Origin of the sequence: Novosphingobium sp. CCH12-A3, assembly GCF_001556015.1 — a bacterium.
GTDB lineage: Bacteria > Pseudomonadota > Alphaproteobacteria > Sphingomonadales > Sphingomonadaceae > Novosphingobium > Novosphingobium subterraneum.
Window position 1 is genome coordinate 35,086 of sequence record NZ_LSIA01000150.1, and the last position, 19,115, is coordinate 54,200.

Consider the following 19,115-nt stretch of genomic DNA (forward strand, 5'->3'; position numbering starts at 1 on the left):
CACTTGTTGGGCGCTGAATTTGGTGAGGCGACACGCAGCAGCTTTCGCAGATTACCGCACAGCCTCGACCGCGATCAGCAGCACGGCATAGCGCCCGCCTTTGGCCAGCAACACCAGCGGCAGGAAGACCCGTAAAGGCGTGCGTAGCAATCCGGCCGCAAAGGTTAGCGGATCTCCTACAATCGGCGCCCAGGAAAGCAGGAGAGACCATTTGCCCCACCGGGCATACCAGCAAACGGCCTTCTCGACCGTGGCGGCCTTGAACGGAAACCAGCGCCGGTCGCGCAGCCGTTCGAAACCGCGTCCGAGCAGCCAATTGAAAAGCGAACCGAGCGTGTTTCCTGCCGTCGCACTTAACAGCAGCAGGAGCAGATCGTATCGCCCACTGATCGCCATCGCCGAGAGCAGGATTTCGGACTGTGCAGGCAGCAGGGTCGCGGCGACGAACGCTGTCACGAACAACCCGGCATAGGGCGCCGCTATAGCGATCATCGCGATCGACAGAAGGCATAGCGGTTCGCATCCTTCACTGCACAGTCGTGCCGAACAGGTGGCCGATGCCCGCCGTGGCTGCCAGCGCGATCGCGCCCCAGAAGGTCACCCGCACCGCGCCACGCCACATCGACGCGCCGCCTGCCCTTGCGCCGATCGCGCCGAGAATGGCGAGGAGGACGAGCGTCGCGATCGTGATTGCGATGACCAGCGAGGCGCGCGGGACCACGCCGACCATTAACACCGGTATGATCGCACCTGCGCAGAAGGTTGCCGCCGACGCCAGTGCCGCCTGGATCGGCCGTGCCGCCAATTCGGACGTGATGCCAAGCTCGTCACGCATGTGCGCGCCGACCGGATCGCTGCGCATCAACTGCTCGGCGACCTGGACGGCGAGGTCGGGTGCAAGCCCGCGCGCTTCATAGACAGCGGCCAGTTCGCGGCGTTCCTCCTCGGGGTCTGATGCATGTTCGCGCGTTTCGCGCAGCCGGTCGGAGCCTTCGACATCGGCCTGACTGCTCACCGAGACATACTCACCCGCCGCCATCGAGATTGCGCCGGCGATAAGCGCTGCGACGCCGGTCAGCATTACCGTCGACGAACTCGTCTGGGCCGAAGCGATGCCGACCACCAGGCTGGAGGTTGAAATGATGCCGTCATTAGCGCCGAGCACTGCCGCTCGCAGCCAGCCGACCCGCTGCACCAGATGCCGTTCGCTCGGATGTCGCATGCCTCAGTCTCCCTGCCTCGTTCGCGATGGGCATCCAGTGAGACGCCCATGGCGCGGACTGTTTCCGCACTTATGCCCGAAGGACTCAGCACTCGGTGGCCAACGCCGAGACCCCTCCATCATGCTTCCGCAATCCTGACGCGCAGAAGCTTGACCGAATTAAGGAACACGAGAACGTCTGGTCCCAGATGGATGAACGCCGCCTGGATTGGTCCAATCCAGCCCATGAGCGCGGCGGTGATGCCAAGCACATGGACCACTCCGACACCGACCCAGAGATTTTCCTGGACGGTCCGATAGGCGCGACGCGCGATAGTGCGCGCGCCAACAATCTTGCCGAGGTCGTCGGTCATCAGTGCGATGTCAGCGGCTTCCAACGCCGCCTGCGTGCCGCCGCCGCCCATGGCGATGCCAATGTCGGCACGCGCGAGTGCCGGCGCGTCGTTGACGCCGTCACCCACCATCGCAACCTTATAGCCGCGCTTCTGCAAGTCGGCGATCATGGCGACTTTGTCTTCGGGCATCAGGTCGGCCTTGACCTCATCGACACCCAAGTCTCTCGCAATCGCGTTAGCAGTCGTCTGATTGTCGCCGGTCAGCATGACGATATGTCTGACGCCATTTTCCTTCAAAGCGGCGATGGCTTCTCGCGCCCCTGGGCGCAGCGTATCGGCGATGAAGATGATCCCGCAAAACCGGCCGTCAACCGCGACGTGGACGGGCGTGCGATCCCGATCTTCGACAGCATAGGCGATGGACACGCCGTTCTCGCGAAGTAAAGCCGGATTACCTACGAGAACGGTTCTGCCTTCCACGGTCGCCCTAACGCCTCGACCCTGAACCTGCTCGTAGTTTTCCGGTTCCGGCACTGTGATTCCGTCCTCGGCGGCCGCCTCGACCACCGCCTTGGCCAAAGGGTGGGCTGAGCGGCGATCGGCGGCGGCCGCGATCCGCAGCAGTGTCGTTTCCGAAAAATCTGGATTGGTCACCTTGACGTCGACCACTAACGGCTTGTTGGCGGTCAGCGTGCCGGTCTTGTCAAAGGCGATCGCGTCTGCCTTGGCGAGTTGCTCAAGATAGAGCCCGCCCTTGATGAGAATGCCGCTGCGAGCAGCCCTGGCAATCGCGGCGATCATGACGATCGGCGTCGCCAGGCCAAGCTCTGCCGGCGAGGTGAAGATCAACAAGGTCACGATCTTGGAGACGTCGCGCGTCACCAGAAAAACGACGATCAGGAAGACGAACACGACCGGGATCAGCCATCCCGCGACCTTGTCGGCCAGCTTCTGCACGGGGGCAGCCTCGGCTTCGGCATTTTCGACCAGCGCGATGATGCGGGAGAAGATCGTATCGCCGCCGACCTTTTCGGTTCGGATGTCGAGCGCGCCGGCTTCAACGATGGTGCCGGCGAACACCTCTGCACCCTCCGTCTTGTCCTGGGGGACGCTTTCACCGGTGATCGGTGCCTGGTTGACCGAGGCTCGCCCGCCGACGACCACGCCATCGACCGGGATTTTCTCGCCGGTTCGCGCGAGGACGATGTTGCCCGCCTTGAGCGCCGCGATCGGCACCGTGCGCTCCGACCCGTTATCCCGCACGATCGCGGTTTGGGGCACGGACCCGATCAGCGCCTTGATCGAGGCGCGAGCGCGATCGGTATTGAGGTCGGCAATGAACTCCGCAATGAGAATGATGACCATTAGGACGGCGCCGGCCACAGTTTCGCCGCCGAATATCGCGACAATGGTCGCGATCGTCACGAAGATCTCGGTGCCGATCTTACGTTCAGTTATGAGGTCGGCGAGCCCTGTCCTGACCAGCGGATAGAGGCCGATGACGACCGCAGCCCAAAGCACCTGGATCGGCACAAGCTGTTGCCAATACAGCAGCGCCACCGTGCCGGTAAGCAGTATCCGGCCAATTTCGATCCAGCGTTCCCGTGTCATCAGGTCGCGCCAGGTCGCACCGTCTTCCCGGGGTTCAACTGCCTCACTCATCGTAACGCTGCCTCCTGTCGCTTCATTTTTCCGTTCGCCCGATAGAGGCTCCCGTTTCCCGCACCCTGAGGGGACATTTCGCCGCGAGCGCGGGGGCGAGCGCCCGCGGCGTGGTTCAGACCTCAAGGGGCAGGCCCGAACCAATCTCGATTTTAAGCACCGGAGCGAAAGCCCTTCCTGGCGCGACGCCTGGGTGCAGTTGACGGCCTGCGGAGCGCAAGATGCCGCGCGAGCAAGCGGTCCTCGGCCCTGAGCAACGAACCGAAAAGTCGCTTCGCACCTTTGAGCGGCAGCAAGGATAAAAGCCCCGTGCAGCGGAAACTGTGGACCACGCGCGCGCCTGGGGGGATTGCAGAGAGCAGGTAGCTTTCCTCCAGTGCGAAAAGCTTTCCCAGACCGAAGCGCAGGGCAAAGCACCGCTGCTCATCTACCGTTACAATGCGGGCATCGACGGTTCGGAAAGGCGCATTGCCTGTCTTCATGCGGAACGAATAATCGACCTTTGTATCCGACGTCAGCGAACCGGTTATTCTGACGAAAGGATGCCAGCGAGGGTAATCGTCAAACCTCGTGATGGCGGTCCAAACCCGCGGAAGCGACGTGTGGATGACGGTTTCATTCTCGACGGTGAACATGGCTCAGCTCCCGACGTCTCGACGGCCTTTTCAGGCTTGATCGTCGCGCGCGCCGAGCAATGTCTCGACCGGCGCGATCGTGATGAGCCCGATGCTACGTATGGTGTTGATCTCCGTCACGAACGTCCGAAGGCGCTCGTCTTCGTCGACGATTTCAACGACCAGGGGATCATTGCGATCGAGGAAGCCAGAGGCATGAATCAGTTTGGAATGCCCGAAGCCGACACGCCCGTTCAGGACCGTCACTCCAAGCAGTTTATGCGCTTTCGCCTTCTCCAGAATCACCTCGAACACGGGACGGTCGCCGCTCATCGCCAGTTCATCGGTGAAGATACGGAGCAAGGAATAGGATTTGGCTGTCATAACGCTGTCCTCTCTTCGTTTCGTGTCGAGGGGCCGACGACGTTTGCGGTTCGCCGCCGGCCCCTCTTGCTAGTTGGCCGGCAAGGGCTCATGCGGCTCTGCGCGCTCATCCCTTTGCCCGCGCCCGGCCATGTAGCGGGACATGAGCGCAGTGATCGCCGGCAGGACCAGCAGGGTGAGCGCCGTGCAGGTGATGAGGCCCCCGATCACGACTGTCGCGAGCGGACGCTGCACCTCGGCGCCGGTGCCCGTGGCGAGCGCCATCGGCACGAAGCCGAGGCTGGCGACCAATGCGGTCATCAGCACTGGCCGGACACGTTCCATCGCGCCGCCGATGATCGCTTCATCCTCATCGACGCCATCGTCACGCCGCTTTCGGATCGCGCTCATCATGACGAGGCCGTTGAGCACGGCGACGCCCGACAGGGCGATGAACCCAACCGCCGCCGTGATCGAGAAGGGTATGCCACGCAACAGCAGCGCAAACACCCCACCCGCCAGCGCCATCGGCACTGCCGAGAACACGATCGCCGCCGGCACGAAGCCGCCGAGCGCCATGTAAAGCAGTGCGTAAATGGCGAGGAAGCAGATCGGAACCACAATCAGCAGGCGCAAACGTGCCGACTGGAGGCTTTCAAACGTGCCGCCCCAATCGGTATACATGCCAGCGGGCAGATTGAGCTGGCCGATCTTCTCCTGGGCTTCGGTGACGAAGCCCCCGAGATCGCGACCGCGCACATTGACCTGCACGACGACCATGCGCTTGCCGTTCTCACGGCTGATCTGGTTCAACCCTTGTGTGTAGCTGAACCGTGCCACCTCGCGCAGCGCGATCGAGCGCGCGACCTCGCCCGGTCCTGCGGGCAGCATGACCGGAATCGCGCCAAGCGTTTCCAGATCGTCGCGCTGCGCGTCCGGCAGTCGCACCACCACTGAGAAGCGCCGATCGCCCTCGAACAGCAGCCCGGCCTCGCGCCCGCCGAGCGCGGCGGCGACGGTGTTCGCCACCTCCTCGACCGACAGGCCGTAACGCGCCGCAGCCTGCCGATCGATCTTAACGTCGAAGGTCGGCGCACCCGATGTTTGCTCTGCGCTGACGTCACCGGCGCCCGGTATCGAGCGAAGGATACCGGCGATCCGGTTGGCCTGGGCACTCATCGCGCCGAGGTCGTCGCCATAGAGCTTGACCGCGACATCCGCGCGCACGCCGGCGATGAGTTCGTTGAAGCGCATCTGAATGGGCTGCTGAATCTCGGTGCGATTGCCGATCAGCGGCTTCATCCGTTCCTCGATTCGCTTAAGGATGTCCTCCTTCGACTTGACCTCGGCCGGCCACTCATCCTCGGGCTTGGGGATGACATAGGTGTCCGAGGCGTTGGGCGGCATCGGGTCGGTGCCAAGGTCGGCGTTGCCGTTCTTGGAAAAGACCAATGCCACCTCCGGTAGCGATTTCAGCGCATTTTCTATCTGAAGCTGCATCTGCGTCGACTGGTCGATTGAGGCCGAGGGCACGCGGAAGTTGGTAACGGTGATGTCCTTCTCGTCGAGCTGCGGCATGAACTCCTCGCCGAGCAGGCCGAAGGCGAATATCGCCGCCACGAACACGCCCGCGCCACTGGCGACAAACGGCAGTGGATGCGCCACCGCTTTGGTCAGGAGTGGCGCGTATTTCTCCTTGAACCAGCGGATCGGCTTCACCTCCGTCTCGCTGACCTTGCCGGTGATCACGAGCGCGATCATGGCGGGCACGAAGGTCAGCGACAGCACGAAGGCGGACGCGAGCGCCACCATCAGGGTGATCGCCATCGGCGCGAAGGTCTTACCCTCGACGCCCTGGAAGGTGAGCAGCGGCACGAAGACCAGGAAGATGATGAGCTGGCCATAGACGGTCGGCCGGATCATCTCCTGTGCGGCGAGTGTGGTTTCCTCCATGCGTTCGGATCGGGTAAGAAGCCGTCCTTCATGCTCCTGCCGCTCCGCAAGGCGTCTGAGCGCGTTCTCCACGATGATGACCGCGCCGTCGACGATCAAGCCGAAGTCGAGCGCGCCGAGACTCATGAGGTTTCCCGACACGCCGAGCCTGTTCATGCCGGTAGCGGTCATGAGCATGGTGATCGGGATCACTGCCGCGGTGATGAGCGCTGCACGGATATTGCCCAGCAGCAGGAACAGGACGACGATGACGAGCAAAGCGCCTTCGACGAGATTCTTCTCGACAGTGGCGATGGTGGCGTTGACGAGCTTGGAACGATTGTAAACGGGCTCCGCGAAGACGTCGGGTGGAAGTGCCCGGTTGATTTCCGTGAGCTTGTCTGCCGCGCTGGTGGCAACGATCCGGCTGTTGCTGCCGGTCAGCATCAGCACGGTCGAAATGACCGCCTCCGATCCCATGCGGCTGCCCGAGCCGGTGCGGACCGCGCCACCGATCTCGACGTGACCGACATCCTTCACACGCACCGGCACGCCGGCGCGCGTGGCTACGACCGCCTCCTCAATGTCCTGGATCGACTTGAGGCGTGCGTCGGCGCGGACAAGGAAACTTTCACCGGCCCGCCGAATGTAATTGGAACCGGCAGAGAGGTTGGCCCGCTCCAGCGAGTCTGCCAGCTCCGTGATCGAGAGACCATAGGAAGCCAGCGCATTGAGGTTGGGTTGGACGAGATACTGCTTCACATAGCCGCCGTTGGAATCGACGCCGGCCACGCCCTGCACCGTCCGCATCTGCGGGCGAATGATCCAGTCCTGCACCGTCCGCAGATAAGCCGCCTTGGCGAGTTCGGTCGTCAGCTTCTCGCCTTCGGGCGTGAGATAGCTGCCGTCCGACTGCCAGCCGGGCTTTCCGTTCTCGATCTTCACGCCCTTCCCGTCGGGATGGCGGAAGGCGACCGAGTAGAAGAAAATCTCCCCGAGGCCGGTGCTGAGCGGCGCCAGATTGGGCTGGACGCCGGCAGGCAGGCTATCCCTTGCCTGGGCGAGCCGTTCGGTCACTTGCTGCCGCGCGAAATAGATGTTGGTGTCGTCGGTGAATACCGCCGTCACCTGGCTGAATCCGTTGCGCGTCAGTGATCGGGTCAGGGTGAGGCCGGGAATACCGGCCAACGCGGTTTCGACCGGAAACGTGACCTGCTTTTCCATGTCGACGGGACCAAGCGTCGGATTGAAGGTGTTGATCTGCACCTGACGGTTGGTGACGTCGGGCACGGCGTCGATCGGCAGTTTGGTGATTTGCCATGCGCCGATGCCGACGATGATGAGGACGAGGAAGGCGACGAACCATCGCCCCCTCACCGAGAGGCTGAGGATACGCGCGATCATTCCGCCGACTCCTTTTCGAGTTCGGCTTTCAGCAGGAAAGCGTTGGTGGTGGCGATCGGCGTCCCGGCCTTGAGGCCGGAGACGATGGCAACGAGCCCGCCGCTGCGGCTGCCGGCCTGGACCGTCTGCGCCTTGAAGCCGTCACGGGTCCGAACGAAGACGACGGTGCGATCCCCGATCGTCTGCACGGCATCCTGCGGCACCATAACGCCATCTTTGACGGCACCGCCGCTCGCAAAAATGCGCGCCTGGACGAGCTGCCCCGGAGCGAGCAAGCCCGCGTCACCCTTCGGCTCGATGACGACGGTCGCTGCCCGGCTCTGCGGATCGATCACGCCGGTCGCGGACCGGACGCGGCCCTCGATGGTGCGGCCGTCGCTGACGGTGAGTTCGACGCGATCGCCTGTGCGCACGCGCCCGGCGTCTGCCGGAGGAATGCTGGCCGTGATTTGCAGACGGCGCGGATCGGCAACGCGGAACAGTTCGGTTTCCGCAGCGACGAACTGGCCGAGATTGGCGGGAGCCGACGTGATGCGGCCACTGACCGGGCTCACCACCGCGACCGAGCGGCCGTCTCTCGACACCCTTGCTGCGCCCGCAGCCGCGCTCGCCCGGCGGGCATCGGCCTGTGCGACGGCGAGATTCGCTTCGGCGGCTTCATAGTCAGCTCTCGGACTCACACCTTGCGCCAGCAAGCCCCGCTCACGCGCGAGCTGGCGGTTGGCGAGCGTGACGCGCGCCGCCGCCGCCGCCTGATCGGCGGCGATCGTCGAAGCATCCCGGCTCTCAACGAGAGCGAGGGTTTCACCTTGCCCGACGGGATCGCCGATCCGCTTGAAGATTCGGGTCACGGTGCCGGGCGCTCTTGCGGTCAACACCGCCTCGGCATCCGGCGTAGCTTCAACCGTGGCGGCGGCCGGGATCGCCGCGTCCAGTTCACCGGACGCGGCGGGAGCAATGCCGATCTGTGACGCGGCGATGCCCTGCTGCGATATGGCTATCGTATCGGTTGGTGCAGCCGAAGCTTGCGACTCCGTTTCTGCTGCCGGAGCAGAGGCGGAAGGCTGCGTGAGGCGCGCGGCACCGAAGCCGAGCGCGGCGGCGGCGACCAGCCCAAGGGCGGCACCGGCATAGAGGCGGTTCTTGTCGTTCATTGGACCGGTTCTCCGGTGATGGTGAGGCCCTGGAGACGGGCGAGATTGGCGCGGGCATCGAGGCGGGCAGCGGCAGCGTCGAGAACGACCCCGCGCGCAAGTCCCAGCCCGTGCCTTGCCGCGATGAGTTCGATCAGGGGCGACTTGCCGGACTCGTAGGCGATGCGAGCAAGCCGGTAGGTCTCGTCTGCCGTTCGCAGCGTCTGTTCGGCCGCTGCGACACGCGCGTCCGCCGCTTCGTTGAGGGCGACAGCGGCGCTGATTTCTGCTTCCAATTCTAGCAAGGTAGCATTTGCCCGCGCTTCCGCGCCGCGTAGCTCCGCCTGGGCGGCGGCAATGTTCCCGCGATTGCGATCGAACAGCGGAAAGGGGACAGTTATCCCCGCGATGATCGCATTGGCCTTGTCGACTTCCAAACGACGGACGCCGACTGACGCCGTCACGTCCGGCACTGCTTGACGCCGTGCCACGATCACACGATGCGCTGCCGCCTCTCGCTCAGCCTTGGCGGCGAGGTAAGGTGCGGTCTGCATCGGGTCCACGGGACCATAGCCGGACCGCGCCTCGAACCTTCCCAGGAGAGGTTCGGACAAGGTAGTGAACGGTGTCGTCTGACCAGCAAGCGCGGAAAGGCGCGCATAGGCGCCGACCCGCTCGGCCTTCGCCGTGTCCACGGATGCCCGTAAAGAATTGACCTCGGTCTCGGCCTGAAGGCTGCGCAGCCGCGCTTCCTTTCCAGCCCCAACGAGCGCGCGTGCAGCACGCAGGTCAGTCTCGGCCTCCTCGACTTCATCTTCCGCCAGAGTGATTCGTCGATCAGCGATCTCCGCCGCGCCGTAAGCGCGGGCAAGATCATAGGCATAGGCCAGGCGACCATCCCTGCTCCTGGCGCGAGCGGCTACGACTCCCGCTTCGCCAGCCGCAATGCGCGCGGAGCGTTTGCCGCCCAGCTCGATGACCTGGTTGAGTTGCAGTGTGCTCTCGGCCCGGTCGAAACCTCTATAGGGCTGTTGACCGGCGATGTTCTCGGTCATCACCCCAATGCTGGGATTGGGCCGTGCCCGTGCTTGCCGGGCCAGGCCCTCGGCGCGTTCGACATCTGCTTCCAGGATCACCTGACGCGGCGCTTCCTGTGTCTCGCGAAAGAGTTCTGCGAAAGGCGGGGCGGTTTGCGCGTTTACACTTGTGCACATCAGGCCGCCGGCCGCCGTGAACAGGCCAAACAGCGCCACGCGAACGCGCCGTTGGCCGATATAATCGGTCATTTGGATTTTCCTTGAGGTTATGCTTGCGGAACGCCGGTCGGCGCGCGGGCATCAGCCTCGTGGGGGACGCAGAAGGGCTTCCGGTAAAAGACCGCTGATGACGAAGTCTTTGGAAACGAACCAGTCGCCTGAAACGGCGAAGAAAGTAGCAGTCATGCCAGTGCTAGGCACGATGTCCGCCAACCCATGAATGACCGTGTGGGTCGCCTTATGAAGATCGACTTCCGGCATGGACGGACTATCGTCATCATGCTGGACAAGAGCGCTTTCGATCCTCGTCTCATCATGGCCGGCCATCGAACTGTGCCAAGCATTCAAGCCGAGCACGTTGAGCATCGCTAGCATGGCCAACAGCGCGCCAACGATGAGGTATCGATTGGCGGCTTTTGCATGAAGGACATGGCGTTGGCCGAGGCGCATCTTCTTTTTACTATCGGCAAATGCGCAAATCGGCAATCCCGACCTTCCCGCAAGACAGCGAACGGCCCTCATGCCCGCCTCGCCCAATGCGGGTGGAGATCGTCGATCATATAGGCGTGTGCGGCACCGTCGCCCGTATGATATAGACGAATATGCTCATGATCCTTCGGTAGATCGTCATGCTCGTGCGGCACGACATCGGGGTCGTCAGACGGCCAAAATAGCAAGGCAAAAATCGTGCCCGCACTTGCAAAAATCGCCATCGCACCGAACGCAGCGGTCATGGAGATATTGGCGCCGAGTTGACCAACCAGCGGATAGCATATCAGCCAGCATATGTGGCTGAGAGCAAACTGTGCGGCAAACAGCGCCGGCCTGTCTTCTGCATTGGCCGATCGTTTGAGCAACCGCCCCGAAGGCGTGACGCTCATCGAATATGCGATCCCCAGCACGACCCAACCAGCGAGCAACATGTGCCAGTACGAAGGACCGACCGGAACGGCGATACTGATCCAGGTCATTGCGCCGAGGCCCACAGACAGGGCGACAGCTGCACCGACCATAACCCTTCGATCATCGATCCTGTCGAGCAATCGGGGCAGAAGCAGGGCTGCGGCGATCGAACCCAGACCATAAGCTGCCAGAGTCAGCGCCACGTCGCGTTGGGCCATCCCGAGTAAGCTCTGGACGATGACCACGGTGTTGACGATTACCATAGAGCTGGCGGCGGCGGCGGACAAGGTAATCGCCAGCAGACCGAGCAAGCGCGGCGTCTGGAGGTAGATACGCATCCCGCGCGTGGTCTTGGCATAGAGGCTTTCCTGCCGATCTGCTGACCGCTCGGCGCGCGGCAGAATGACCGAAACGACTAGCAGCGCCGAACCGATGAAACCGATCGCCGTGCCGGAAAACAGCCAATGGAAATTGATCACGGTCAACAAGGCGGCCGCCAGCATCGGGCTGGTGATATTCTCCATGTCATAGGCGAGGCGCGACAGCGAGAGCGCGCGGGTATAGTCGCGCTCATCGGGCAGGACGTCGGGAATGGTCGCCTGGAAGGTCGGCGTAAATGCCGCCGAGGCAGCCTGGAGCACGAAGATCAGGACATAGATTTGCCAAATCTCGCTCACGAAGGGCAGGCAGATCGCAACGGCCGCGCGCACGAGGTCCAGAGAAACGAGCAGCGCCCTGCGCGGGACGCGATCAGCAAAGGCCCCGGCGATGGGCGCAATCCCGATATAGGCGACCATCTTGATAGCGAGAGCTGTTCCCAAGACAGCGCCCGCATTGCCGCCAGCGAGATCGTAGGCCAGCAAGCCGAGCGCCACGGTCGCAAGGCCGGTCCCGACCAGGGCGATGACCTGGGCGAGCAGCAGATGCCGGTAGGTTCGGTTCGCAAGAACGGCGAGCATGGTTTCCAACGAGTCGGGCATATCCCCCCAGGGGGATACTTGCCTTTATCCTCGTTGCGGTTAAAAGGTCAATAAAGGACTGGTGTCGATCGCTCTTTCGGTCGGTGGCATCATGATCAAATTCCTACCTGGCGGTCGGTGAACCGAAAACTACGTCTCGACAGCATGACCTTAGGTAACGATGATAAGAAGATGTCCCATCCCCATCCTCACTCGACCCATCCCGCAATCGTCAAACGCCTCAACCGGGCTACCGGTCATTTACGCAGCATCGTGGACATGATCGAGAACGGACGATCCTGCTCCGATATCGCCATGCAATTGCAGGCGGTCGAAAAGGCGATCGCGACCGCCAAGCGAACCTTGATCCAGGATCACCTCAGCCACTGCATCGGTGGCGATCCGGCGCACGGCGAAAAGGCGATGGCTGAGTTTCAAGCTATCTCTAAATATCTCTAACCGACGCAGCCGGGAAAGAACAGCGACGGAGCCATGTCCACACTGTTTTCAAGTCAAACATTCCGCCGCTTTCTGTTGGGCCTGCTCGCCTTTGCTGTGCAACTTTCCGCTTGTCAGGCTATTGCACGCCACGCCCCTAGTGCAACGCTCGCTGCGGAGGCAGAACGCCATGCCGAATTAAAGCAGCAATCCGCTGCCCACGGCCACATCCATGACGACGGCGATGATGGCGAGCGCGTGCGTGGCCATGTGCATGGGCATAACCCGGCCGACCATAGCCATGATACGCCTATCGGTGTTGCCCAGTCAGGCGTCGATCTCCCTCTTGTGCAACAGGGATGGCCACCTCAGGCCGGACCGATATTGAGCGGCCGCAACAGCGACCCTATGGACCGCCCCCCGGAGTACCTGTCCTCGATGTGACCGCGACGCCGCGCCAGCGCGGCAATTCACATAGATAGACAGGTATTCTCATGATACAGGCTTTTACTGAGCCGGCGCACGGACGACGTGCGTCCTCCCGGCTCCTATTGTTATTGTTCTTGACCGGGCTGAGCCTCGTTCTTTGGACCGGCACCGCCTTCGCCCATGCCGTCGCCGAAGGCGATAAGGGCTATATCCAGGAGATCAGCGGGGTTCACCTGCTGGAGTTTATGTATCTCGGCGCCAAACATATGGTGACGGGATACGATCATATTTTATTTCTGTTCGGGATCATCTTCTTCCTCTATCGGATGAAGCATATCGCGATCTATGTCAGCCTGTTCGCGATCGGCCATTCGACGACCATGCTGCTGGGCGTTTTCTTCGACTTCGGCATCAACAGCTATATTATTGACGCGATCATCGGCTTTTCGATCGTCTATAAGGCGCTCGACAACCTTGGGGCGTTCCAACGCTGGTTCGGCTTCCAGCCGAACACCAAGGCTGCAACGCTGATATTCGGTTTCTGCCACGGCTTCGGCTTGGCGAACAAGATCATCGACTATGAGATTTCTCCCGACGGCCTGCTGCCTAACCTGCTGGCCTTCAATGTCGGCGTCGAACTCGGTCAGTTGCTCGCGCTCGCCGCCATTCTGATCATCATGGGCTTCTGGCGCCGAACGCCGAGCTTCTGGCGTCATGCCTACACCGCCAACGTCGTGATGATGACCGCCGGGTTCGTGCTGATCGGATATCAGCTCACCGGCTGGGTCGTCGCCTGATCAAAGGATTTGAACCATGTATAACACGCCCATACCCTCACAAGCCGAACTGCCGTCATCCGGCCAGCTTATCCGTTCGACCGTGATCGCTGCCGTGACAGCCGTCGCGCTCCTCGTCACGATCGTGCTCCCGGCCGAATATGGTGTCGATCCTACCGGAATCGGCCGCGCGCTCGGTTTCACTGATATGGGGGATATAAAGCGCCAACTCGCCGAAGAGGCCGAAGCGGACAGGAAAGTTGATACCGCCGCGAATGATGCCAGAAGCAGGGCCATCATCGAGGCCGCTGCATCAGGAAGAACCATCGCCCCTGGGCAGAGCGCCGACGCCCCGCCCGCAGTCGACGCTGCGCCGGGCCGGACTGATCGGATGAGCGTCACTCTGAAACCCGGCGAGGGTGCAGAGGTGAAGCTCGTGATGAAACGAGGGGAAAAGGCGAGCTTCGTCTGGACCGTTCAAGGCGGAGCCGTGAATGTCGACCTCCACGGTGACGGCGGCGGACAATCGATCAGCTACGAAAAGAAGCGCGGCCTTTCCAGGGGCGAAGGCGTAATTACGGCTGCGTTTAACGGCAATCATGGTTGGTATTGGCGCAATCGGGGTGATGCCGAAGTGACCGTGCTTCTGGAAACTCAAGGCCAGTATGCCGACATAAAGCGGCTAATCTAGCGCATAAAAACAGAGTGCCTTCCTTGGGATTCTACAGCCGATACCGAGTTATACTCGGTATCGGCCATTCAGATTGTACTGACCATGTCGGATTGAAGAAATAGATATGCCTTTCGACATTCGCCAACTTCGCTACGCCATCGCCGCGGCGGATCATGGCAGCTTCTATCGCGCGTCCAGGGTGCTGGACGTGGAGCAGTCGACGTTGAGCCGGGCCATCCTGAAGCTGGAGCGGGTGATCGGCGGACGGATTTTCAACCGCTCGCAGGGCGGCGTCAGCATGACGCTCGCCGGCGCGCAGTTCATCCGCGCGGCGCGGTCGATGGTGGCGAACGCGGACAAGATGGTGGCAACGATGCGGGCGGCGGGCCAGGGCCGCGCGGGGGGACTTATGATCGGACACAACAGCGCGATCTCGGCCGGCCATCTGCGCGCCACCATACTGGGCTGGCGAGCGGCAAATCCCGATGTCGAGATCGACGGCGTGGAAGCCGACCGGGGCGCGCTGCTCGCGGGGCTCGATACGGGCGAGATCGATATCGCGGTCCTGGTCGGCGAAGCGGGCCATGCCGGATTCCGGCGTGAGGGGTTGTGGAACGAGCGTGTCATGGCCGCGTTGCCGGCAGATCATGCCCTTGCCGCAAGCGAGGCCGTTCATTGGACCGATTTGCGGCGCGAGCGCTTTCTGCTGCCTGCCGCCGATCCCGGCCCGGAAATCCGCGACCTGCTGCTCGGCCGCCTGATGATGGCGGGCGAGCCTCCCGATATCAGGATGCATCAGGCCAGCCGCGAGGCGATCCTGAGCGTGCTGGGCGGCGGTCTGGGCGTGTCGATCGTCTGCGAGGGCGCGACGGGCGCTCGCTATCCCGACGTCATCTATCGCCCCGTCCAGGGCGAGCAGGGACCGGCCTTCATCAACTATTCGGGCTACTGGCGAAAGGACAACGCCAATCCCGCGCTGAGGCGTTTCCTCGCCTTCGTGCGCGACCGCTATGCGCTGTCCTTCGACATCCCGTGACCGCGCGAGACAGTGACATGCGACGTTAACAGGCGGGATCGCAACCAACGGCCGGCCTGATTTGCAACCGGAGAAAGGAGCCGTCATGACGCAGGGAAAGACACTCATCATCGTGCTGGTCACGCTGATCGTCGGGTTCGGAGCGGGTTTCGTTCTGCGCCCGGTGATCGCGCCGGCCGAACCGGCAGCAGCGGTCGCGAGTCCTGTGCCCGTCGCCGCGCCCGCGGAGCCGCGCGGCAAGCAATATTTCGCGGCGCATCTCGACGAGGCCCGGCAGGTTCTGACACAGTGCGCGGAAGGCTCGACGCGCGGCGACGAATGCTTCAATGCCGAGATGGCCGTGACCGAGGCGGAGGGCCGAGCGCGGCACAAGAAGTTCTTTGGCAATTGACCACGCGAACGGGCTTTCAGTCCCCCTGCGCGCGATGCCGGCGAAAGGCGCGGTCGGTGGCCATGAACCGCTCCAGCATCGGCGCGATCAGGCGCGCGGGCGGGATCGGGCTGCCCTCGCCGAGAATCTCGCCGTAGCGCCGTAAATCCTCGAACAGCGGCGCGGGCAGTTCCACGGCGAGCTTGACGGGCTTGTCCTCGGGGATCTGCCCCAGCTTGAGTTTGGTCATCGCGTTGCTCCGATGGGTTCGAGGATCAAATCTCTCGTCAGGACGACCCTGAGCGGATGCCCCGGCCGGATGGTGAGCGTCGGCTGCACATTGAGCTGCCGCCGCACGACCTGCTGTCCGGTCTGGTTGATGGTGTCCTGCGATCCCCGCCGAAGCGCGCGGGTGAGGTCGTCCTCGCTGTCGGCCCCCAGCTCGGCGCCGACGCCGAGCAAGGTCGAGACGGCGGCGGCTTTCAGCAGATTGCCCCAATGCTGATTGACGCGACCCTGTAGCCCCGCAAATCCCGCGGCGTCCGTTCCGGGCTGGCGCTCGAGAACGATCGAGCGCCCGTCCGGCATGATGAGGCGGTCCCAGGAGAGCAGCACACGCGTCTGCCCCGCGGCGACCTCGCTGTCATATTCGCCGATCAGCCGCGCGCCCTGCGGAATGAGCAGGATGCGCCCGGTGATGCTGTCATAGACGTTCTGCGTCACCTGGGCGGTGATCTGGCCGGGAAGGTCGGAACGGATGCCGGTGATCAGCGCGGCGGGGATGATGCTGCCGGCCTGGACAATGTTGGGCGAGGCCGGCGCGGTCAGCCGCTCGGCGCTGACAGTGCGCTGATTGGTCGCTTGCGCCATGAACGCCCGCTTGGCGGCTTGGTCGCCCTGCGCAGCCTCTGACGGTTGCGGAGCTGCGGCCTCCGGCGCTGCGATGGCGAGGCTCGGCAAGGACGGCATCGCACCGGTCCCGGCGCTGCTTCCGCCGAGGAACACCATGCTGGTGCGGGCTGCATCGCGTTCCTGGGCGATGCGCTGGCGAGCGGCTTCGGCGGCCTGGATGCGCGGATCGGGCTGCGCGCCGACCGGTGGCACGGGCACATTCTCCCCGCGCTGCTGCGCCGAGACGATCGGGCCGCCGAGATCGCCGGGAAGCCTGGGGCCGAGCTTCGGGACCTGGCCGTAATCCTTCGGCCCCGAGGTGATGGTCTCGGATGCGGCGCGGCTGTCGGTATTGTAGAGTTCCTTCGCCGCCTGTTCTCCTTTGGGCGCGAGCGCATACCAGAGCGAGCCGCCGATACCGAGCCCCGCGACCACGCCGAGCGTCGCCAGCGCCTTCCTCGAAAGGCGCATGACGCGCGGCGCAGGCCCGCGAAGCTGAAAGGCGGCGGGGTTCGCGGATGCGGGTTGGGGGGATGCCTGCGGCGCTGGCTGGACGGGCGTATTGGTGGGATCGGCCATCACCGCCCCCTGCGGGACGTGTCCGCGCCGTCGCGCACGATTCGCACGCGCCGCTCGGTGCGCTTGTCGCTCAGGCGCAATTCCGCGCTGGCGAACAGGCGATCGACCACCATATAGCGCCCCTGCACGCGGTAATTGACCAGCTCGGCGTCGCCAGCCGCGCCGGTCACGAACAGCGGCGGCATCTCGCCCTGCGAGATCCCGGCCGGGAACTCGATGAACACCTGCGCGGAATCGTCGAAGGCGCGCACGGGCTTCCACGGCACGCGGTCGCCCTCGATCCGGTAGCGGAAATTGAGCGCCGCGATGTCGATGCCGGTGGCGACGGGGGCCGAGGCGGCAGCGGCGGCGTTTGCGCCGCGCAGGGCGATCAGCGCGTCCTGCGGATAGGTCCACGACACCGACGCCATATAGGTCGAGGCCGTCGCGCGCAGTTCGATATGATAGGTGCGCCGGTCGGTGTTGATGACGAGGTTAGTGAAAATGTCGGGCCGCGTGGGCTTCGCGAGGATATGCACGCGCGCCGTCGCGCCGCTGCCGCTCACCGTGTCGCCGATGATCCAGCGCACGGTGTCGCCGGCCGCGACCGGCCCCGGCCCGACGAGCTGCTCGCCCTCCTGAAGCGCGATGTCCGTCACCTGGCCGGGCGCGGTATATACCTGATAAAGCGCGCCTTCGGTCCAGGGATATTGCTGGATGGCGTTCACATAGCCGTCGCGGGTGGGTTGCACGCGGGCGGCCGCGTTCGCGGCCCCGACGCGGCGGCGCGGATCGGTCGCTTCTCGCGGCGAGGCGCTTTGCGTGACCGGCTTCAACTGGCCCGGAAGCGGCAGCGGTTCGGGGATAGTCACCACCTCGACCACGCGTGGCGGTTGTGCGGCCGGCGTGGCCGCGATCTCGCGCGGTGGATCATCGTAAGCGATGCTCGGCGCTTTCGCCGATGAGGTGGCGCAGCCGGCCAGCGCGGTTGCGGACAATAACATAACCGCGCTGGCGGCATGGCGGGCGGACATGCGTGTCATTGCGACAGCTCCTTGCTCCAGTTGAGGGCGTTGACGAACACGCCGAGCGGGTTCTTGCGCAGCGCGTCGGGGGTGCGCGGGGTCTGGACAACGACAGTGAGGATCGCCGACCAGCGGGTCGTCTCGGCGAGACTGCCGTCCTGATAGCGCCGCTCGATCCAGGCGACGCGGAAGCTGTCGCCGGAGGCACGGATCACGCTGGAGACGTCCACCGCGACCTGCACCTTGCCGACCTGTGCGATCGGATCGTTGGCGCGCGCGTAGTCGTTGAGCGCCAGTGCGCCCTTGTCGGTCGTGAAATCGTAAGCCCTGAGCCAGTTCTGCCGGACGATGACCGGATCGGCCGGGATCGCCCTGACCTGCTCGATGAACCGGGCGAGATGGAACGCGATCTGCGGATCGGTCGGGCGGTAGCCGGTTTCGGCGGGAGCGACGGCCTGCGCTTCGCCGAGCCGATCGACCTGCACCACCCAGGGCACGATATGGCCGCGGGCGGATTGCCAGACGAGTCCGGCCGAGAGCCCACCGGACAGGGCGAGCGCGCCGAAGAAGGCAAGGCGCCAGTTCTTCGCCTGCACGCGGGCGGAACCGATGCGGTCGTCCCAGACCTGCGCGGCGCGCTGGTAGGGCGTCGCGGGTTCGGGGGTCTGGCCGTAGCGGATGGTGGGTCGTCGGAACATTTTCGGATCACTCCCTTTCCTTGACGTCGGGACCGCCGCCGCCGCCGTGGCTGTCGCCGGCCTTCATCGTGTGAGCGAGGACGGTCGCGCCGTGGGTCGCGGACTGGCGCTGCTTCATGGCCTGTCTCTTATACACATCTGACGCTGCCGACGCCCATGCGGGCGGCGCGGAAGCCGGGGCTGCCGGCGATGCCGCGGGCGCGGGACTTCCCGATGCGGGAGCGACGCCCAGCCCGGCGCGGGCGCCTGTGCGGAAGTTGTCCTTCATGGATGCGCTCGCCTTGCCGGCCATCCGGCGCAGCGGCGAGAGCGCGGCATTGACGGCGCCGGTCGCCGCCGTCTGTCCGACAGCGGCCATGCCGCCCGCCACAGCGCCCGCGCCGCTCCTGCCGAGCGAGCCGACGCTGTAGGCGCCCGCCGCGCCGCCCGCCATGCGCG

At 64.0% G+C, this 19,115-nt stretch carries 20 protein-coding genes and 1 pseudogene; 6 read left to right on the top strand and 15 right to left on the bottom strand.

The features are described 5' to 3' along the window. Positions 1 to 51: 51 nt before the first annotated feature. From AX703_RS11800 to AX703_RS11845, 10 genes are all read right to left on the bottom strand, one after another. Complete coding sequence (locus tag AX703_RS11800) at positions 52 to 456, bottom strand: YqaA family protein (protein WP_223806831.1); 405 nt, start codon at positions 454 to 456, stop codon at positions 52 to 54. A 70-nt stretch (positions 457 to 526) separates the two neighbouring features. Beyond that, positions 527 to 1,222: a VIT family protein gene (locus AX703_RS11805; protein ID WP_060978293.1), complete on the bottom strand. Its 696-nt coding sequence runs from the start codon at positions 1,220 to 1,222 to the stop codon at positions 527 to 529. A gap of 119 nt (positions 1,223 to 1,341) precedes the next feature. Beyond that, positions 1,342 to 3,219: a cation-translocating P-type ATPase gene (locus AX703_RS11810; protein WP_060978292.1), complete on the bottom strand. Its 1,878-nt coding sequence runs from the start codon at positions 3,217 to 3,219 to the stop codon at positions 1,342 to 1,344. 152 nt (positions 3,220 to 3,371) lie between these two features. Next, complete coding sequence (locus tag AX703_RS11815; protein ID WP_062344279.1) at positions 3,372 to 3,854, bottom strand: SRPBCC family protein; 483 nt, start codon at positions 3,852 to 3,854, stop codon at positions 3,372 to 3,374. Between the two features lie 30 nt (positions 3,855 to 3,884). Continuing rightward, complete coding sequence (locus tag AX703_RS11820) at positions 3,885 to 4,217, bottom strand: DUF190 domain-containing protein (RefSeq protein WP_060977360.1); 333 nt, start codon at positions 4,215 to 4,217, stop codon at positions 3,885 to 3,887. 69 nt (positions 4,218 to 4,286) lie between these two features. Continuing rightward, the gene (locus AX703_RS11825) at positions 4,287 to 7,532 is read right to left on the bottom strand and encodes an efflux RND transporter permease subunit (RefSeq protein ID WP_060977359.1); all 3,246 of its coding nucleotides are present in this window, start codon (positions 7,530 to 7,532) and stop codon (positions 4,287 to 4,289) included. After that, a complete protein-coding gene (locus tag AX703_RS11830) occupies positions 7,529 to 8,686 on the bottom strand; it encodes an efflux RND transporter periplasmic adaptor subunit (protein ID WP_060977358.1) in 1,158 nt (385 codons plus the stop codon). Before AX703_RS11830 ends, AX703_RS11825 begins: the two co-directional genes overlap by 4 nt. After that, positions 8,683 to 9,951: a TolC family protein gene (locus tag AX703_RS11835; RefSeq protein WP_060977357.1), complete on the bottom strand. Its 1,269-nt coding sequence runs from the start codon at positions 9,949 to 9,951 to the stop codon at positions 8,683 to 8,685. Before AX703_RS11835 ends, AX703_RS11830 begins: the two co-directional genes overlap by 4 nt. 51 nt (positions 9,952 to 10,002) lie before the next feature. Next, positions 10,003 to 10,371: a hypothetical protein gene (locus tag AX703_RS11840; RefSeq protein WP_060977356.1), complete on the bottom strand. Its 369-nt coding sequence runs from the start codon at positions 10,369 to 10,371 to the stop codon at positions 10,003 to 10,005. 68 nt (positions 10,372 to 10,439) lie between these two features. Continuing rightward, on the bottom strand, positions 10,440 to 11,783 hold the full coding sequence (locus AX703_RS11845; protein ID WP_060977366.1) for an MFS transporter: 1,344 nt from the start codon (positions 11,781 to 11,783) through the stop codon (positions 10,440 to 10,442). Between the two features lie 165 nt (positions 11,784 to 11,948). On the opposite strand from AX703_RS11845, the gene AX703_RS26625 reads away from it, so the two are divergent. The 6 genes from AX703_RS26625 (at position 11,949) to AX703_RS11865 (ending at position 15,526) form a co-directional block, all read left to right on the top strand. Continuing rightward, positions 11,949 to 12,242, top strand: coding sequence for a metal-sensing transcriptional repressor (locus AX703_RS26625; RefSeq protein WP_269466502.1), 294 nt, complete (start codon positions 11,949 to 11,951; stop codon positions 12,240 to 12,242). Positions 12,243 to 12,275: 33 nt separating this feature from the next. Continuing rightward, on the top strand, positions 12,276 to 12,665 hold the full coding sequence (locus AX703_RS27385) for a hypothetical protein (protein WP_124811103.1): 390 nt from the start codon (positions 12,276 to 12,278) through the stop codon (positions 12,663 to 12,665). A 50-nt stretch (positions 12,666 to 12,715) separates the two neighbouring features. After that, a complete protein-coding gene (locus tag AX703_RS11850) occupies positions 12,716 to 13,447 on the top strand; it encodes a HupE/UreJ family protein (RefSeq protein ID WP_060977354.1) in 732 nt (243 codons plus the stop codon). Between the two features lie 82 nt (positions 13,448 to 13,529). Further along, positions 13,530 to 14,117, top strand: coding sequence for a transmembrane anchor protein (locus tag AX703_RS11855; RefSeq protein ID WP_231735511.1), 588 nt, complete (start codon positions 13,530 to 13,532; stop codon positions 14,115 to 14,117). A gap of 106 nt (positions 14,118 to 14,223) precedes the next feature. Further along, positions 14,224 to 15,135, top strand: coding sequence for a LysR family transcriptional regulator (locus tag AX703_RS11860; RefSeq protein ID WP_060977352.1), 912 nt, complete (start codon positions 14,224 to 14,226; stop codon positions 15,133 to 15,135). An 85-nt stretch (positions 15,136 to 15,220) separates the two neighbouring features. Further along, positions 15,221 to 15,526 carry a hypothetical protein gene (locus AX703_RS11865; RefSeq protein WP_060977351.1) on the top strand — a complete coding sequence of 102 codons (306 nt, stop codon included), beginning with the start codon at positions 15,221 to 15,223 and terminating at the stop codon, positions 15,524 to 15,526. Positions 15,527 to 15,542: 16 nt separating this feature from the next. Here the strand turns inward: AX703_RS11865 and AX703_RS11870 are convergent, their stop codons facing one another. The 5 genes and pseudogenes from AX703_RS11870 to AX703_RS28340 all read right to left on the bottom strand — a co-directional run. Beyond that, a complete protein-coding gene (locus tag AX703_RS11870) occupies positions 15,543 to 15,755 on the bottom strand; it encodes a DUF2274 domain-containing protein (RefSeq protein WP_060977350.1) in 213 nt (70 codons plus the stop codon). Then, a complete protein-coding gene (locus AX703_RS11875; RefSeq protein WP_060977365.1) occupies positions 15,752 to 16,975 on the bottom strand; it encodes a TrbI/VirB10 family protein in 1,224 nt (407 codons plus the stop codon). Before AX703_RS11875 ends, AX703_RS11870 begins: the two co-directional genes overlap by 4 nt. Beyond that, a complete protein-coding gene (gene trbG / locus AX703_RS11880; RefSeq protein ID WP_060977349.1) occupies positions 16,975 to 17,997 on the bottom strand; it encodes a P-type conjugative transfer protein TrbG in 1,023 nt (340 codons plus the stop codon). The genes AX703_RS11875 and trbG overlap by 1 nt, the downstream gene beginning before the upstream one ends. Then, positions 17,994 to 18,677, bottom strand: coding sequence for a conjugal transfer protein TrbF (gene trbF / locus AX703_RS11885; RefSeq protein WP_060977348.1), 684 nt, complete (start codon positions 18,675 to 18,677; stop codon positions 17,994 to 17,996). Before trbF ends, trbG begins: the two co-directional genes overlap by 4 nt. A gap of 7 nt (positions 18,678 to 18,684) precedes the next feature. Then, a pseudogene (locus AX703_RS28340) lies at positions 18,685 to 19,115 on the bottom strand (P-type conjugative transfer protein TrbL); the annotation flags it as partial.

Bases quoted from the DNA above. Each gene is read 5' to 3' on its own strand.
- AX703_RS11805 (WP_060978293.1), bottom strand. From the start codon at position 1,222: ATGCGACATCCGAGCGAACGGCATCTGGTGCAGCGGGTCGGCTGGCTG.
- AX703_RS11810 (WP_060978292.1), bottom strand. From the start codon at position 3,219: ATGAGTGAGGCAGTTGAACCCCGGGAAGACGGTGCGACCTGGCGCGAC.
- AX703_RS11815 (WP_062344279.1), bottom strand. From the start codon at position 3,854: ATGTTCACCGTCGAGAATGAAACCGTCATCCACACGTCGCTTCCGCGG.
- AX703_RS11820 (WP_060977360.1), bottom strand. From the start codon at position 4,217: ATGACAGCCAAATCCTATTCCTTGCTCCGTATCTTCACCGATGAACTG.
- AX703_RS11825 (WP_060977359.1), bottom strand. From the start codon at position 7,532: ATGATCGCGCGTATCCTCAGCCTCTCGGTGAGGGGGCGATGGTTCGTC.
- AX703_RS11830 (WP_060977358.1), bottom strand. From the start codon at position 8,686: ATGAACGACAAGAACCGCCTCTATGCCGGTGCCGCCCTTGGGCTGGTC.
- AX703_RS11835 (WP_060977357.1), bottom strand. From the start codon at position 9,951: ATGACCGATTATATCGGCCAACGGCGCGTTCGCGTGGCGCTGTTTGGC.
- AX703_RS11840 (WP_060977356.1), bottom strand. From the start codon at position 10,371: ATGCGCCTCGGCCAACGCCATGTCCTTCATGCAAAAGCCGCCAATCGA.
- AX703_RS11845 (WP_060977366.1), bottom strand. From the start codon at position 11,783: ATGCTCGCCGTTCTTGCGAACCGAACCTACCGGCATCTGCTGCTCGCC.
- AX703_RS26625 (WP_269466502.1), top strand. From the start codon at position 11,949: ATGACCTTAGGTAACGATGATAAGAAGATGTCCCATCCCCATCCTCAC.
- AX703_RS27385 (WP_124811103.1), top strand. From the start codon at position 12,276: ATGTCCACACTGTTTTCAAGTCAAACATTCCGCCGCTTTCTGTTGGGC.
- AX703_RS11850 (WP_060977354.1), top strand. From the start codon at position 12,716: ATGATACAGGCTTTTACTGAGCCGGCGCACGGACGACGTGCGTCCTCC.
- AX703_RS11860 (WP_060977352.1), top strand. From the start codon at position 14,224: ATGCCTTTCGACATTCGCCAACTTCGCTACGCCATCGCCGCGGCGGAT.
- AX703_RS11865 (WP_060977351.1), top strand. From the start codon at position 15,221: ATGACGCAGGGAAAGACACTCATCATCGTGCTGGTCACGCTGATCGTC.
- AX703_RS11870 (WP_060977350.1), bottom strand. From the start codon at position 15,755: ATGACCAAACTCAAGCTGGGGCAGATCCCCGAGGACAAGCCCGTCAAG.
- AX703_RS11875 (WP_060977365.1), bottom strand. From the start codon at position 16,975: ATGGCCGATCCCACCAATACGCCCGTCCAGCCAGCGCCGCAGGCATCC.
- trbG (WP_060977349.1), bottom strand. From the start codon at position 17,997: ATGACACGCATGTCCGCCCGCCATGCCGCCAGCGCGGTTATGTTATTG.
- trbF (WP_060977348.1), bottom strand. From the start codon at position 18,677: ATGTTCCGACGACCCACCATCCGCTACGGCCAGACCCCCGAACCCGCG.